The organism is Pseudomonas sp. GW823-FHT02C05 (genome assembly GCF_058797595.1).
Map to the genome: position 1 here is coordinate 38718 of NZ_JBXAJU010000006.1, position 14826 is coordinate 53543.

A 14826-nucleotide genomic window follows, 5' to 3' on the forward strand; every position below is an offset into this window, starting at 1 on the left:
CATACTCCAAGGCACTTCCGATTCAGATAGATGAAGCCTCGCATGACCAAAGGATTGATTCGCGCTCTTTGCGCCTTGTTGACCGCTCTCGCCCTTTACAGTCTGCTGGGCTTTCTGATTCTGCCGGGCATTGCCTTGCGGGTGGCCAACCAGCAATTGGCCAACTACGCCACCACCCCAGCCCATATCCAGCGCATCGAGCTCAACCCCTTCAGCCTGGAGCTGACCCTCTGGGGCCTGAGCATCGGTGAACCGGGCAAGGAGCAGATCGCCTTCGATCGCCTCTACGCCAATCTGCAATTGGACAGCCTGTGGAAACGCGCGCTGCACCTGGCGGATGTCGAGCTGGACCAGCCCAAGACCGAAATCCTCTTCGACAAGGAAGGCAAGCTCAATCTCCTGGCCCTGTTCAAGCTGCCGGCCAGCGAACCGACCCCAAGCGACCCCAACGCCAAACCCTTCCCGGTACGCATCGAACGCATCAAGCTGGCCGGCGGCTACCTGCATTTCAAGGATCTGCGCCCCAGCGAACCCATCGAATTCCTCTACAACAAGCTCGATTTTGAGTTGAAGAACCTCAGTACCCTGCCGGACGACAGCGCCGACATGACGCTGGTCGCCACCGGCCCCGAGGGCGGGCAGATCGACTGGAGCGGCAACTTCAGCGTGACGCCGCTGACCTCCGAAGGCACCTTGAAAGTCACCGACGGCAAGATGAAAGCCTGGTGGCCCTATGTGCGCGATGCGGTGCCGCTGGTGCTGGAAGACGGCGTGGTCAACCTCAGTACCCACTACAAATTCAGCCTGACCAAGGAAACCGAGCTGCTGCTGGACAACACCTCCATCAGCGTCGCGCCCTTTGCCATCAAGGCCCCGGACGGTCGCCCACTGGCGCGCCTGGAGCGCCTGGACGTCAGCGAAACCACAGTCGACCTGGCCAAGCAGCACGTGATTGTCGGCAAGGTCCGCAGCCAAAAGCTCGAAACCTGGGCCGCCCTTGAAGCCGATGGCCAGTTGGACTGGCAAAAGCTCTTCGCCAGTCAGCCGGCCAAACCGGCGCCAAAACCCGAGCCGGCCGCCGCCGACGCGCCCAAGGAACCAGCAGTACCAGGTAAACCCTGGCAGGTGCTGCTCAAGGACGTGCAACTGCGCAACTACCAGGTGCACCTGGCCGATCGCAAGGCCAAGCCCGCCGTAGCCCTGGAGCTGGGGCCGCTGAACCTGGACCTGCAGAACTTCGACAGCCTCAACCAGTCACCCTTCACCCTCAAGCTCGATACCGGCCTGGGCAAACAAGGCAAGGTCAACGCCACCGGCGAGGTCAACCTCAACCCCGTCAGCGCCAAACTCAAGGTGCAGACCCGGGACATCGACCTGCGCGTCGCCCAGTCCTATATCAGCCCGTTCATCCGCCTGGAACTGCGCAGCGGCATGCTCGGCAGTGACCTGGCAGTGGACCTGAAGAAAGTCGAACCCCTGACTTTCAGCGTCACCGGCCGGGCCAATGTGGACCAGCTGCACACCCTGGACACCCTCAAGACCCGCGACTTCGTGAAATGGAAACAAGTGGTGGTCGAAGGCCTGAACTATCAGCACGGTGACAGCCTGACCATCAGCCGGGTCAACCTGATGCAGCCCTATGCACGCTTCATCATCAACGATGACCGCACCACCAATATCGACGACCTGCTGATTCCACAACCACCCAGCAGTGGTGGCAAATCCTCGACGAAGGCCGAGCCCAGCTCAAGCAAGCCCCTGGGCATCCACATCGGTGAAATCGCCATCAACGACGGTTCGGCGAACTTCGCCGACCTGAGCCTGACGCCGAACTTCGCTACCGCCATCCAGCAGCTCAACGGCCATGTCGGCACCATCGACAGCCGCCAGGCCAAGCCGGCAGACGTGGACGTCAAGGGCAAGGTCGACCGCTATGCGCCGGTGACCATCAAGGGCAGCGTCAACCCGTTCGATCCGATGGCCGCCCTGGATATCGCCACCAGCTTCAAACGAGTGGAACTGACCACCCTGACCCCCTACTCCGGGAAATTCGCCGGTTTCCGCATCCGCAAGGGCCGGCTCAACCTCGACCTGCACTACATGATCACCAAGGGCCAGCTCAAGGCCGAGAACAAACTGGTGGTCGAGCAGTTGCAACTGGGGGAAAAGGTCGACAGCCCGGACGCCGTGGATCTGCCGATCCGCCTGGCAGTGGCCTTGCTGAAAGACACGGACGGCAAGATCTCCATCGAGCTGCCTATCTCCGGTGATTTGAACAACCCGCAGTTCAGCGTGATGCCGATTGTCTGGCAGACCCTGCGCAATCTGGTGCTGCGCGCCGCCCAGGCACCCTTCAAGTTCATTGGCGGGCTGGTCAGCGGTGGTGGCTCGGAAGACCTGAGCAACGTGTCCTTCGCTCCAGGCTCCAGCGACCTGAGCAAGGAATCCGAGTCGGCCCTGACCACCCTGGCCAAGGCGCTCAAGGAGCGTCCGACCCTGCGCCTGGAAATCGAAGGTACCAGCGCCCAGAGCAGTGACGGCCCGCTGATCGCCGAACAGCGGCTGGAGCGCGAATACCAGTACAACTACTACAAGATCCTCCAGCGCCGCGGTGACAAGGTCCCCGCCCAGGCGTCCCTGCTGCAGGTTCCCGAGGGCGAAAAGGCCCCTCTGCTGGAAGGCATCTACCGCACCCGCCTGAAACAGCAGCCGCCGGCGGAATGGACCCAGCTCAGCCGCGACGAACGCAGCGCCAAGCTGCGTGAAGGTCTGATCAAGTTCTGGAGCAGCAGCGACGTGCTGTTGCGACAACTGGGTCAGGAGCGCGCCAGCAGCATCAAGGACTTCCTGGTGGACAAGGGCCAACTGGCCGACGACCGGGTCTACTTCATCGATGCCAACCTGGGCCAGGCCGAAAGCGATGGCCGGGTCGTCACCCCGCTGCACCTGGACAGCGAATAAACCTCTCGCGCCGGGCTCCACCCAGCCCGCCCGGTCTCTCCTGCAGCGCCTGCCTGGCGCCCACAATAGAACAGGCCCCGACACTCAGTGCCGGGGCCTGTAATGATCACGTCCTTGTGATCTTCCGCATGAACCCTTTTGAGAAGCGGCAGACGTATCACTCGGCTCGTCTACCGCACCCTCTCCCTGTCCAGGCGAGAAGCGTGAGTGTTACTCGGCTTTCAGGCCGTCAGCGGAAACTGCCTTGACGCCTTTGATTTTCTTGGTGATGGCCACGGCGGTAGCTTTCTGAGCCTCGGTTACCGCAACAGTGGACGACAGCGAAACAACGCCCTTGTTGGTTTCAACCTTGATGTCGGTGCCAGGAATGCCTTTCTCGGTTACCAGATCGCTTTTCACTTTGGTGGTGATCCAGGTATCGGAGGTGGCCTCTTTGGCCTTGGTCACTTCACCGGCAGCCACCACCATGGGCGACTGGGTGTTTTGAGTGGTCTGCGCAAATGCTGCGTTAGCCATGGTCAGGGTCAGAGCGGTAGCAGTTGCGGCAGCGATAGCGAACTTCTTCATACGAGTAACTCCTGTTCTTTAAGAAAGCCTGCGCCGTGTCCTGGCAACAGGGTTATGAGGGATATTGCAGGTGCTGTGCCAAGTCTTGGATCCTATAAATATTCATAAAAATCAATAAGTTATAAAATCACAAATAATTCGGCATCATGCAAAATGCATGACTGCCCGCCAATCTGCATGCAAGTTGCGGCTTTTTCAGCGCGGCCTGGCCAATCGTGAAAAGCCTCCTCAAGCCCCCTGTGCACCACAGCCTTTGGGCGCATAGTCGGCCTCCACAGTGGTGGTGCATGTCCATCCTGAAGTCGCCGAACGGGTCAGGGTCAGGGTCTTGTTCAGCACCGGCCCCGGCGCATTGAGCAGGGTGCAGCCAATGCTGCCTTCACCGGTGGCCGCCGTCCCGCCGGCACTCATCCGGCAGTTGGCGGTCTGGGCCGTGCCCCCGGCGAGGGCCAGGGTCGGATCGGTCCCTTGGTTCAGCAGATCCTCGACGTTGACCTTCAGGGCCGACGCCTCGGCCAGGGCGGCAATCACCTTGGCCCGCGCCTGGTACTTGGCATACATCGGCATCGCCACGGTGGCGAGGATGCCGATGATGGCTACCACCACCAGCAATTCGATCAGGGTAAAACCGGATTGATGTTTCATGGGTTGCCTCCTGGCATGGACGAATGTTGCATGAGCACAAAGGCGTGAAGCACAGCCTGTGCCAGGGGATAACCCACGGATTACGTGGCCTGCAGGTGCGATAGCCCATGGCCTTGAGCGCAAGGAGTCGCACAAACTGACAAATTTCGTCAGCCCCTGCCCCTCTCCGGCAGCGCCTCGCCAGCTAGGCTTGGACAGGTGCATGGCGGCCCGACGGTCGGCTCGCGCCCCCACCAAGGAACGTCCGGGGGGGCAGGGTGATCTATCACCCGTTCGAACACAGCAGGGCGCTTGCGCCTCCCTATCCACCCTTGCACCAAGGATCGAACCATGGCGGTAAAAGCACCCGCGACCAGTGTCTATCTCTGGCACGGCACCGACAGCCAGGGCCGCCCCCTCACCGGAGAACTCAGCGCCGCGACCCCGGCCCTGATCAGGGCGCAATTGCGCAGACAGGGCATCACCCCAACCCGAGTCCGACGCAAACCCAAGGGCTGGCTGCGCCTGCATCAGCGAGTAGGGGCACGGGACATTGCCCTGCTCACCCGGCAGTTGGCCACGCTGATGCAGGCCGGGGTGCCGCTGCTGCAATCCTTCGACATCATTGCCGAAAGCTTCGAGCATCCGCAGATGCGCCAACTGCTGGCCAGCCTCAAGCGCGACATCGAGGCCGGCTCCAGCCTGGCCACGGCGTTGCGCAGACAGCCGCGCCACTTCGACCCGCTGTACTGCAACCTGGTGGACGCCGGCGAGCAGGCCGGCGCCCTGGATACCCTGCTGGAGAGAGTCGCCACCTACAAGGAAAAGAGCGAGAACCTGAAGGCGCGGCTGAAGAAGGCCATGGTCTATCCCTTGGCGGTGATCGGCGTGGCGGTCGTGGTCAGCAGCATCCTGCTGCTCAAGGTGGTCCCCCAGTTCCAGAGCCTGTTCGCCGGTTTCAATGCCGAGCTGCCACTGCTCACCCAGTGGGTCATCGCTCTGTCACATTTCATCCAGCAGCAGGGGGCGCTGCTGCTGGCCGCCGGTGTGCTGGGCGGGCTTGCGGCGCGCCTGGCCTATCAGCGCTCCCCGAGCTTGCGTGACCGCCTGGATGTCGGCCTTTTGCACATGCCCCTGGCCGGGCCACTGCTGCACAAATCCGCGGTGGCCCGCTACGCACGGACCCTGGCCACCACCTTCGCCGCCGGCGTTCCCCTGGTGCAGGCCCTGGATTCAGTGGCCGGAGCCAGCGGCAACCCTGTCTTCAGGCAAGCGGTGCAACGGATCCGCCAGCAGGTCGCCGCCGGCATGCAATTGAACTTTGCCATGCGCGCCAGCGGCGTCTTCCCGACCATGGCGATCCAGATGACCGCCATCGGCGAAGAGTCCGGAACCCTGGATCATCTGCTGGAAAAAGTCGCGATCCATTACGAGGTCGAGGTGGACAACCTGGTGGACAGCCTGACCAGCCTCATGGAGCCGTTGATCATGGTGGTCCTGGGGGGTATCGTCGGCGCCCTGGTGGTTGCCATGTACCTGCCTATCTTCCAACTCGGTACAGCGATCTGAACATGCCCCTGACTGACGCCCTCACTCTCTACCCCATGGCCTTCGTGGCTGCGGCCCTGGTATTGGGCCTGATCGTCGGCAGCTTTCTCAACGTGCTGGTGTGGCGCCTGCCGAAAATGCTCGAACGCGACTGGCGAGCCCAGGCCCGCGACGTGCTGGGGCTGGAGCCGGAACCTGTGGCTGCGCCCTATAACCTGATGCTGCCGCACTCCCAGTGCCCGCACTGTGCGCAGCCGATCCGCCCCTGGGAAAACATTCCGCTGCTCAGTTACCTGTGGCTACGTGGCCGCTGCGCCCACTGCAATAGCTCCATCAGCCCGCGCTACCCGTTGACCGAACTGGCCTGCGGGCTGATCTCGGGTTTTATCGCCTGGCACTTCGGCTTCGGCTGGGCGGCCGGGCTGATGCTGATCCTCAGTTGGGGGCTGCTGGCAATGAGCCTGATCGACGCCGATCACCAGCTGCTGCCGGATGTGCTGGTGCTGCCACTGTTGTGGCTGGGGCTGATCGCCAACAGCTTCGGCCTGCTGATCAGCCTGGAGGATGCGCTGTGGGGGACGGTGATCGGCTACCTGTTCCTGTGGTCGGTGTTCTGGCTGTTCAAGCTGCTGACCGGCAAGGAGGGCATGGGCCACGGTGATTTCAAGCTGCTGGCCCTGTTCGGGGCCTGGGGCGGCTGGCAGATCCTGCCGCTGACCCTGCTGCTGTCATCCCTGTTGGGGGCGATTCTCGGCACGATCCTGCTGCGCCTGCGCCGGGAAAAGACTTCGACGCCAATCCCCTTTGGACCCTTTCTGGCCATTGCCGGCTGGATTGCCTTGCTCTGGGGTGGTCAAATAACCGACTTCTATCTGCAGTTTGTCGGTTTCCAATGACTCGCTCCGTAAACACACCCTGGACCCTCGGCCTGACCGGCGGCATCGGCAGCGGCAAAAGTGCCGCCGCCCAGCACTTCATCGACCTGGGGGTGCATGTGATCGATGCCGATCATGCCGCCCGCTGGGTGGTGGAGCCCGGCCGCCCGGCCCTGGAACAGATTGCCCGGCACTTTGGCCAAGGCGTTCTGCAGGCCGACGGCCAACTGGATCGCGCGGCTCTGCGCAAGCTGATCTTCGAGGTGCCCGAACAGCGTCGCTGGCTGGAAGCCCTGCTGCACCCGCTGATCGCCGAGGAAATTGTCAGCCACCTGGCCCGCGCCGAATCGCCCTACGCAATCCTGGTGTCGCCGCTGCTGATCGAATCCGGCCAGTCGCGGATGACCCAGCGGATTCTGGTGATCGACGTGCCCCAGCAACTGCAGATCGAGCGTACCCTGCAGCGCGACCAGATCAGCGAACAGCAGGTCCAGGCGATTCTCCAGGCCCAGGCCAGCCGTGAGGAACGCCTGCGCCATGCCGATGACGTGCTGGTCAACGACCGCGACCACGCCTGGTTGCGCAGCGAGGTCGAGCGCCTGCATCACTTTTACCTAACTTTGCGTGGAGGCCAGTCATGAGCCAACCCCTGACCGTCGAATGCCCAACCTGTGGCGCCCCTGTGGAATGGACCGCGGCCAACATCAACCGGCCCTTCTGTTCCGATCGCTGCAAGCTGATCGACCTGGGCGCCTGGGCTGCCGAGGAGCACAAGATTCCGGTGAGCCCGGATGCCGAGGACGACCTGTTCTCCGAAGAGCTGCCCCCTCGCGCTCACTGAGTGCTCACCCCGGCGCCGGTCAGGGCCGCATGAAGCTGTAGTCCTGATCGTCGTCGAGGTTTTCCGCTAGAAACTGCAGCTCGTCTGCCAGGTCCTCGATGCTGCGCACACTCTTGCTTTGCTGCACCACCGCACTGAGCAGGGCGCGCAGGCTCAACCCCGGTTCAAAACCTTCCTGCTGAGCATTGTGCAGACTGTCGCGCACTTCCTGCCGGGCCCACTGGTAGACACTCATGACCGCACTCCTGAGATTTTTGCCGAGCATGCAGCCCGGCAAAACACCGTGGATTGATATGGATCAAGGGCGCGGATCCTCGTCTTTCCAGGGCGCCGACAGGTAGCGGGTACGGTTGAAGGTTTCCAGCCATTCCGGGCAGAACACCACCAGGGCGCTGATCACCATGCCGTTGATAAAGGCTTCCGGGAAGATGATCAGCCACAGGTAGCCGACAAAATCTTCCAGCCATTCGGGCATGGCAAAGCGTTCGTCGAACCACAGCAGGCCCAGGCCGCAGAGCAGGCATAACAATGCCGAGAGTGCCGCGGCAAAGAACCCCGAGCAGAAGATATAGACGAAGGGATTGCGCGGCTGGGCCCGTTCCACCAGGCAGGCGCAGGCCTCGGTGACCGCCACCGGCAGCAGGATCAGCAAGGTTCCATTGACCCCCAGCGCCGCCAGGTCCTGCCGGCCCAGGGCCAGCAGGCCCAACTGTGCGATCAAGCCGCCAACTATCGCCAGCGGCCAGTCCAGCAGCAGGGTTACTGCGGTCATGCCGATGAAGTGGTAGGAGACCCCCGTGTCGAAATCCCGGCGCACCAGCCACAGCAGAAACAAGGCGAACACCGTGCCAAACAGCAAGTGCTGGCGCCGGCTGTCGGTAAACAGCTCGACCCAGGGCGCCCGCAGTACCGCCCAGATCAGTACTGGCACATACAGCAGCCAGCCGCCAATCAGGCTTTGCGGCGACAGCAGCGCCGCGCTGATCATGGCTGGGCCCGCTCCAGCGCCGCAGCCAATTGCGCGGCCGTGGCGAACGCCTGCCGGGCGACCAGTTGCCCATCCTGCAGCTGCAGCCACAGCACCTGATCCTCGGCGGCGGGATAGCGTGGTGCCACGCGCCCATCGCGATCGAGCATCACTCGGTAGGGGTAATCCTTCATGGCCGGCACCGCAAACAGTTTGGCGATCACTGTCGGCATGCGCTGGATATCGGCGACAAACACCCCGTGGCGCTCCTGCAGGTAGCCCTTGGGTTTGTCCTTGAGCGCCGCGTTCACCACTTTGGCGGCGTCCATGCTGCGTGCCACCAACAGGATCCGCGCCTGGGAATCGAGGCTGTAGGGCTGGTCGAATTGATCCAGCAGGGTCCAGGGCGCCAGGCGCTCTCCTATTTCCAGGGCCTGGGCCCACAACGGCAACAGGGCCAGCAACAGCATTGACCAGCGCTTCACTGCGCACTCCTTTTCGAATGGTTGGACGGCAAACAGTCTACACCGCCCCTGGGCAGGCTCCAGCGAGGTTGCCGGCAACGCCTGCGGAGGTTTTTGCACGGCCGTGGTTTTTAAGGTCATATTTGAGCGCTAAGCTTGGGGGTATGGATGACTCAGATTTTTTGCGCCTGCTTACCATCCAGGCCGAACAAGCCAACGCGTTCCTGTCCAATGCCCGCAAATGGGAGCGTGAGCGTTGGGTCTGCCAGCGCCTGCTGCAAGGCCTGAACATTCCCTACCGCAACGACGAGTTCACCGCCGCCGGGCAAGAGCCCCCCGATGTGCTGTTTCGCGAGGCCAGCTTCGAGGTGTTCTTCGTCCTCGACGAAGGCCGCAGGCTCAACGATGAATGGCGCGACGAATTGCAGCGCCGGCGCAGCGCGTTCTCCCTGAGCCAGCTGGTGCGCCGCGAAGCCAAGCCCAAGCGCATCCCGGCCAGCGAACTGTTGCTGCGCCTGGCACCGACCTTGCGCAAGAAGGCCCACAACTATCAGGAGCGCGGAATGAACCTCGGCGAGCTGGACATCATTGCCTTCGCCGCCCTGAAACGCGAAGTCCTGGACCTCAACAGCCACTTCCCGCCCCCCACCGAATACCTGCGCCAGGGCTGGCGCTCGCTGTCCCTGGTGGGGCCGACGTTCGCCCGCGTGCTGTTCGCCCACCCGGATGCACCGGAGTTCCTGCGCTGCAACCTGGGCCGCAGCATCCTCTTCGACGTCGGCATCAGTTTGTAACGCCGGTCAATGCGGCCTGTGTAGCCATGGCGCAATCCGCCCGGCAATGGTAAAAAAGCACACTTGCCTGCCATCGCCGGGCCCGTGCCAGCGAGCCCTCACGCGGCAGCGGCTATGCTCCGTTCATGCCGGATAACACCGCGCTGTAACATTCCTCAACGTTGCGACGTCTATCTGACGAGGTCTTTTATGAGCAGCCGCCTGAACCCCGACGACCAACGCCATGTCGAAGAATACCTGCAACTGCCCCAGCATCGAGTCGAGCGCCGGCCCTTCCGGCCGTGGATGCTCCTCGTGGTGGTGATTGCGGTGACTGTCGCCCTGGGCCTGTTGAGCCGTTTCATCAGTTACCTGACGCTATGAGCTGCTTCGCGCTCGCTCGGTTGACTGCACCGATTTCTTTTAGCCTTGCGAGATATCCCCATGACTCATCGTATTGTCATCGTTGGCGGCGGCGCCGGCGGCCTGGAGTTGGCGACCCGCCTGGGTAAGACTCTGGGCAAGCGCGGCACCGCCAGTGTGATGCTGGTGGACGCCAACCTGACCCACATCTGGAAACCGCTGCTCCACGAAGTGGCTGCCGGTTCGCTGAACTCCTCCGAAGACGAACTCAACTACGTCGCCCAAGCAAAATGGAACCACTTCGAGTTCCAGCTGGGCCGCATGAGCGGGCTCGATCGGCAGCGCAAGAAGATCCAACTGGCCGCCACCTACGACGAAGAAGGCGTGGAGCTGTTGCCGGCCCGGGAGCTGGGCTACGACACCCTGGTGATCGCCGTGGGCAGCACCACCAACGATTTTGGCACCCAGGGCGCGGCCCAGCATTGCCTGTTCCTCGACACCCGCAAGCAGGCCGAGCGCTTCCACCAGCAACTGCTCAACCACTACTTGCGAGCCCATGCCGGGCAGACCGATACCGTGGAGCAGATCAGCGTGGCCATCGTCGGCGCCGGCGCCACTGGCGTGGAACTGGCGGCAGAACTGCACAACGCGGCCCATGAACTGGCGGCCTACGGGCTGGACCGGATTCTCCCGGAAAACATGCACATCACCCTGATCGAGGCCGGGCCACGGGTGCTGCCTGCCCTGCCCGAACGCATCAGCGGCCCGGTGCACAAGACCCTGGAGAAACTCGGGGTCAAGGTGCTGACCAACGCCTCGGTCAGCGAAGTGACCGCCGACAGCCTGATCACCGCCGACGGCCAGACCATTCCCGCCAGCCTCAAGGTCTGGGCCGCGGGCATTCGCGCGCCAGGCTTCCTCAAGGACATCGACGGCCTGGAGACCAACCGCATCAACCAACTGCAGGTACTACCGACCCTGCAGACCACTCGCGACGAGAACATCTTTGCCTTCGGCGACTGCGCCGCCTGCCCGCAACCAGGCAGCGACCGCAATGTGCCGCCACGGGCCCAGGCCGCGCACCAGCAAGCCTCGTTGCTGGCCAAGTCGCTGAAGCTGCGCATCGAAGGCAAGGACCTGCCGACCTATAAGTACACCGACTACGGCTCACTGATCTCGCTGTCGCGCTTCTCGGCGGTGGGCAACTTGATGGGCAACCTCACTGGCAGCGTGATGCTCGAAGGCTGGCTGGCGCGGATGTTCTACATCTCGCTGTATCGCATGCACCAGATGGCGCTGTACGGAGTCTTCCGCACCGCGATGCTGATGCTTGGCAGCCGAATCGGCCGCGGTACCGATCCACGCCTGAAGCTGCACTAGGCCCCTGAAAAACCACGCCCCCGCTACGCAACGTAGCGTGGGGTGCTGGCGTGCGGTTACAGGCATTCATCGAGAAAATTCACGACGGTGCCCATGCAGGCGACCCGCTCCTCGACGTGGGGCATGTGGCTGGAGTGTTCGAACAACGCCAGGCGAATGCCGGGAATCTTCTCCAGGTAGGGTCTGACCACAACTGGCGTGGCTTCATCGTAGCGGCCACAGATCAAAAGCGTCGGCACCTCGATGCGCCCCAGGCGCTCGACGATGCTCCAGTCCCGCAGGTTGTCCATCAGCGGAAAACCTCCCCCCCGCTCCGCGCCATCGGCACCACGGCCCTGGGCAAACATCCGCGCCACCTCTTCAGGCCACGGGCGCAGCCGACATACATGCCGTTCAAAGTACAACTGCCAGGCCTGCACATATTCGGCGCCACGAGGGGAGCCCGGCTGCTCATGCCAGGCCAGCACCTGCAACGCTTCCTCAGGCAGGGCTGTGCGCAGTTTCAGGGTCTCGGCTTCCCAGGTGCGCATGTCGGCTGGCGCATTGGCCAGGATCAGCGCACGCAAGCCGGCCGGCGCGCGCACCCCGTGCTCGCTGGCCAGCGCAGCTCCCCAGGAGTGTCCCAGCAGGGCGTAGTCCTGGCTGATGCGCAGGTGGTCCAGGAGGTTGTCCAGCTGCTCCAGGTAGAGTTCAAGGCTCCAGAACGACGGCGGCTTGCCATCCAGACGAGTGGAGAGGCCACTTCCCAGGTGATCGAACTGAACGATCGCCCGACCACTGGCGGCCACATCCCTGAAGGCGTCCAGGGTGTCATGGGTGCAGCCCGGACCGCCGTGCAGAATCACCAGGGGCGTAAGTCCGCTGTGCAGATCCCCGGTGACCCGATACCACGTCTGATGGACGCCAAAGGAGGCATAGCCTTCCAGTGGTGGTTTGCTTGCATTCATTGCGCATCGCTCCCTGATGACAATCAGCCTGTGTCGTTCAATCTTCCGTTCCGCGCTCCGACGCCTCCAGTGCGGCAGAGCCTGTGCTACTCGCCTCAGTTACCCAGCAGGCGATAGTGAACCGCGCGAACCACCGCCTGAACCCGATTCCTGGCGCCCAGCTTGTGCATCGCCGAGGTCAGGTGCAGGTTGATCGTGGCCTGCGAACGCTGCAGGCGCTCGGCAATCTCGCCGGAAGTCATGCCCTCTGCAGCCCATTTCAGGCACTCGCGTTCACGCCGGGTCAGATCAACCGGATAACTGCGAACGCATTTGCTGAGCTGTGGATAGAGATGCTCCTGCAACGCATGAGCAAGCAGGGTGAAGTGGCCCTGAACCTGTTGCAAGTCCTGTAATGCCACCGTGGCATTGCCGGAGCGCAAACCGGTGAGGCTGGCGAAACCGCCCCTGGGTAAATGGATGGGCACGGTCATGCCGTGGGCCATTTGATGATGGTGCAGGTAACTGGATACCGGAGCGTGCTGCTGCCCGAGGGCCTGACGCAGGACGGTTTCCGCCTCGGGCTTGTAGGACCAGATAAAGGGCGAGGAGCTGTCCAGAGCAACCTGCTGGACCGGGTCGATATGGTAGTAACCCTGATCGCACCAGAGCTCCAGCCAGTCTCTGGGGGTATTGCAGACCATGGCACTGGGGATGATCAGCTCGCCTGCCTGATCGAAAGGCACCGGGCTGTAGTCATAAACCAGGGCCTCGAAACCCAGTTCCGAGGCCAGTGTCATGGTTGCCGTCATTCGCTCATGCAGCGAGTTTCCGGACAAAAGATAGGTATCAAATTCCGCGAGCCTGCTCTGCATCCTTGCCGCTTCCTTACTGTTGATCCTTAACAGCGAAGGGCCAGAATGCCACGCCCGGCCGCAACGGGCCAGGCAAAACCTATAAGAAATACCAGGTTTGCGGCACAACCAGCGCTTGCCCCAGCGTCATCGGCGCCCATGGCCATGACCCGCAAAACAGCGCTGACAACCAGCTCAAGGTCGGTACCGCACATGCCTGCCTCCGCCCTATCTGCTGCAATGCAGTGTCACGGCCCACCCCGTGTGGCGCCATGCATCGCTCATAGCAGACAAGGACCCAGGCCATGCAGATGCCCCAGACGCTTGAGTTGCACAACGGTGACAAAGCCCCTGCCACCTTCTCCCCCAAAGAATACGCTCGACGCCTGGTCGCCCTGCGGGCCTACATGGCGCAACAGGACATTGACGCCGCGCTGTTCACCTCGTACCACAACATCAACTACTACGCCGGCTTCCTGTATTGCTCCTTCGGCCGCCAGTACGCCCTCGTGGTGACCCAGGAACACAGCGTGCTGATCAGCGCCAATATCGACGGCGGCCAACCGGGGCGGCGGGCGACCTGCGATGCCCAGGTGATCTACACCGACTGGCAGCGGGGCAATTTCTTCGTCGCGGTCAAGCAGGCCCTGCCCCGCGCTTCGCGCCTGGGGCTGGAGTTCGATCATCTGACCCTGCCCAATCACCGGGCCTTTGCCGAGCTCTATCCCCAGGCACAGTTACTGGACATCGCCGCGCCCTGCATGAACCTGCGCATGCTCAAGTCCGCCGAAGAGCAAGCGCTGATCCGCCAGGGTGCGCGGATTGCAGACATCGGCGGGGCCGCCGCCATCGAAGCCCTGCACGACCAGGTACCGGAATACGAAGTGGCCGGACACGCCACCCAGGCCATGGTGCGGGCGATTGCCGAGGCGTTTCCGGGGGCCGAACTGATGGATACCTGGACCTGGTTTCAGTCCGGGCTCAATACCGATGGCGCCCACAATCCACTGACCTCGAGACGGGTCAGCCCAGGAGAAGTGCTGAGCCTCAACTGCTTCCCGATGATCGCCGGCTACTACACCGCCCTGGAGCGCACGCTGTTCCTCGGCCATTGCCCCGACGCCTGCCTGCGATTGTGGGAGATCAACGTCCAGGTGCATGAAGCCGGGCTGCAACTGGTCAAGCCCGGCGCACGCTGCAGCGATATTGCTCGACAACTGAACGCCCTCTACCTGGAGCACGACCTGCTGCAATACCGTACCTTCGGCTATGGCCATTCGTTCGGCATCCTCAACCACTACTATGGGCGCGAGACCGGGCTGGAGTTTCGTGAGGATGTGGAGACCATTCTTGAGCCCGGCATGGTGGTGTCCATCGAACCGATGATCAGGCTGCCCGAAGGCCTGCCCGGTGCCGGCGGTTATCGGGAACACGACATCCTGATCGTCGACGAGCACGGCGCGTGCAATATCACCGGGCTGCCGTACGGGCCGCGGTACAACATCATTGGCAGTTGACTCAACTGCCTGGAAAACGCCCTCCCCCACAGAGAAGGCTCGCCGCTTCAGCCATGACTCGAGTCATCAGCCAAATACAGTGACGGAGAACATTCAGCACAAGCACAATCGAGGCATCAAGGGCTGTAGGTACCCTACCCAGGCTCGACGCCAGCGGGCCTGCGAA

Annotated in this window: 16 protein-coding genes; 9 read left to right on the forward strand and 7 right to left on the reverse strand. The window is 62.7% G+C overall.

Annotation, left to right across the window (positions count from 1 at the left end; all coding sequences use genetic code 11):
- The first annotated feature begins 42 nt into the window (after nucleotides 1-42).
- A complete protein-coding gene (locus tag AC1RGE_RS28505) occupies nucleotides 43-2961 on the forward strand; it encodes a DUF748 domain-containing protein (protein WP_011063518.1) in 2919 nt (972 codons plus the stop codon).
- 210 nt (nucleotides 2962-3171) lie between these two features.
- On the opposite strand, the gene AC1RGE_RS28510 is transcribed toward AC1RGE_RS28505, so the two are convergent.
- Nucleotides 3172-3528 carry a BON domain-containing protein gene (locus tag AC1RGE_RS28510; RefSeq protein WP_011063519.1) on the reverse strand — a complete coding sequence of 119 codons (357 nt, stop codon included), beginning with the start codon at nucleotides 3526-3528 and terminating at the stop codon, nucleotides 3172-3174.
- 228 nt (nucleotides 3529-3756) lie between these two features.
- Complete coding sequence (locus tag AC1RGE_RS28515; protein ID WP_492585440.1) at nucleotides 3757-4173, reverse strand: pilin; 417 nt, start codon at nucleotides 4171-4173, stop codon at nucleotides 3757-3759.
- A 330-nt stretch (nucleotides 4174-4503) separates the two neighbouring features.
- On the opposite strand from AC1RGE_RS28515, the gene AC1RGE_RS28520 reads away from it, so the two are divergent.
- From AC1RGE_RS28520 to yacG, 4 genes are read left to right on the forward strand one after another with little or no spacing between them, the layout of a single operon-like run.
- Entirely contained in the window at nucleotides 4504-5721 is a 1218-nt protein-coding gene (locus AC1RGE_RS28520; protein ID WP_015637067.1) for a type II secretion system F family protein, read from the forward strand.
- Between the two features lie 2 nt (nucleotides 5722-5723).
- Nucleotides 5724-6596 (forward strand): prepilin peptidase, encoded by an 873-nt coding sequence (locus AC1RGE_RS28525; RefSeq protein WP_072445006.1) that lies wholly within the window; start codon nucleotides 5724-5726, stop codon nucleotides 6594-6596.
- On the forward strand, nucleotides 6593-7216 hold the full coding sequence (coaE, locus tag AC1RGE_RS28530; RefSeq protein ID WP_011063523.1) for a dephospho-CoA kinase: 624 nt from the start codon (nucleotides 6593-6595) through the stop codon (nucleotides 7214-7216). The genes AC1RGE_RS28525 and coaE overlap by 4 nt, the downstream gene beginning before the upstream one ends.
- The gene (gene yacG, locus AC1RGE_RS28535) at nucleotides 7213-7416 is read left to right on the forward strand and encodes a DNA gyrase inhibitor YacG (protein WP_047289273.1); all 204 of its coding nucleotides are present in this window, start codon (nucleotides 7213-7215) and stop codon (nucleotides 7414-7416) included. Before coaE ends, yacG begins: the two co-directional genes overlap by 4 nt.
- Before the next feature lie 19 nt (nucleotides 7417-7435).
- Here yacG and AC1RGE_RS28540 read toward each other — a convergent pair whose 3' ends face one another.
- The 3 genes from AC1RGE_RS28540 to AC1RGE_RS28550 all read right to left on the reverse strand — a co-directional run bounded on the left by AC1RGE_RS28540 (nucleotide 7436) and on the right by AC1RGE_RS28550 (nucleotide 8868).
- Nucleotides 7436-7651 carry a hypothetical protein gene (locus AC1RGE_RS28540; RefSeq protein ID WP_011063525.1) on the reverse strand — a complete coding sequence of 72 codons (216 nt, stop codon included), beginning with the start codon at nucleotides 7649-7651 and terminating at the stop codon, nucleotides 7436-7438.
- A gap of 63 nt (nucleotides 7652-7714) precedes the next feature.
- The gene (locus AC1RGE_RS28545) at nucleotides 7715-8404 is read right to left on the reverse strand and encodes an energy-coupling factor ABC transporter permease (RefSeq protein ID WP_053153931.1); all 690 of its coding nucleotides are present in this window, start codon (nucleotides 8402-8404) and stop codon (nucleotides 7715-7717) included.
- Nucleotides 8401-8868, reverse strand: a complete 468-nt coding sequence (locus AC1RGE_RS28550; RefSeq protein WP_026019989.1) for a hypothetical protein — start codon at nucleotides 8866-8868, stop codon at nucleotides 8401-8403. Before AC1RGE_RS28550 ends, AC1RGE_RS28545 begins: the two co-directional genes overlap by 4 nt.
- A gap of 143 nt (nucleotides 8869-9011) precedes the next feature.
- On the opposite strand from AC1RGE_RS28550, the gene AC1RGE_RS28555 reads away from it, so the two are divergent.
- From AC1RGE_RS28555 to AC1RGE_RS28565, 3 genes are all read left to right on the forward strand, one after another.
- On the forward strand, nucleotides 9012-9641 hold the full coding sequence (locus tag AC1RGE_RS28555) for a DUF1780 domain-containing protein (RefSeq protein ID WP_019093219.1): 630 nt from the start codon (nucleotides 9012-9014) through the stop codon (nucleotides 9639-9641).
- A 189-nt stretch (nucleotides 9642-9830) separates the two neighbouring features.
- On the forward strand, nucleotides 9831-10004 hold the full coding sequence (locus tag AC1RGE_RS28560; RefSeq protein ID WP_015637073.1) for a DUF3094 family protein: 174 nt from the start codon (nucleotides 9831-9833) through the stop codon (nucleotides 10002-10004).
- Between the two features lie 60 nt (nucleotides 10005-10064).
- A complete protein-coding gene (locus AC1RGE_RS28565) occupies nucleotides 10065-11363 on the forward strand; it encodes an NAD(P)/FAD-dependent oxidoreductase (RefSeq protein WP_015637074.1) in 1299 nt (432 codons plus the stop codon).
- A gap of 56 nt (nucleotides 11364-11419) precedes the next feature.
- Here the strand turns inward: AC1RGE_RS28565 and AC1RGE_RS28570 are convergent, their stop codons facing one another.
- The gene (locus AC1RGE_RS28570) at nucleotides 11420-12310 is read right to left on the reverse strand and encodes a proline iminopeptidase-family hydrolase (RefSeq protein WP_011063530.1); all 891 of its coding nucleotides are present in this window, start codon (nucleotides 12308-12310) and stop codon (nucleotides 11420-11422) included.
- A 95-nt stretch (nucleotides 12311-12405) separates the two neighbouring features.
- On the reverse strand, nucleotides 12406-13164 hold the full coding sequence (locus tag AC1RGE_RS28575; RefSeq protein ID WP_492585441.1) for a LuxR family transcriptional regulator: 759 nt from the start codon (nucleotides 13162-13164) through the stop codon (nucleotides 12406-12408).
- Nucleotides 13165-13448: 284 nt separating this feature from the next.
- Between AC1RGE_RS28575 and AC1RGE_RS28580 the strand changes: the two genes are divergently transcribed.
- Entirely contained in the window at nucleotides 13449-14660 is a 1212-nt protein-coding gene (locus AC1RGE_RS28580) for an aminopeptidase P family protein (protein WP_053160095.1), read from the forward strand.
- Nucleotides 14661-14826 lie beyond the last annotated feature (166 nt).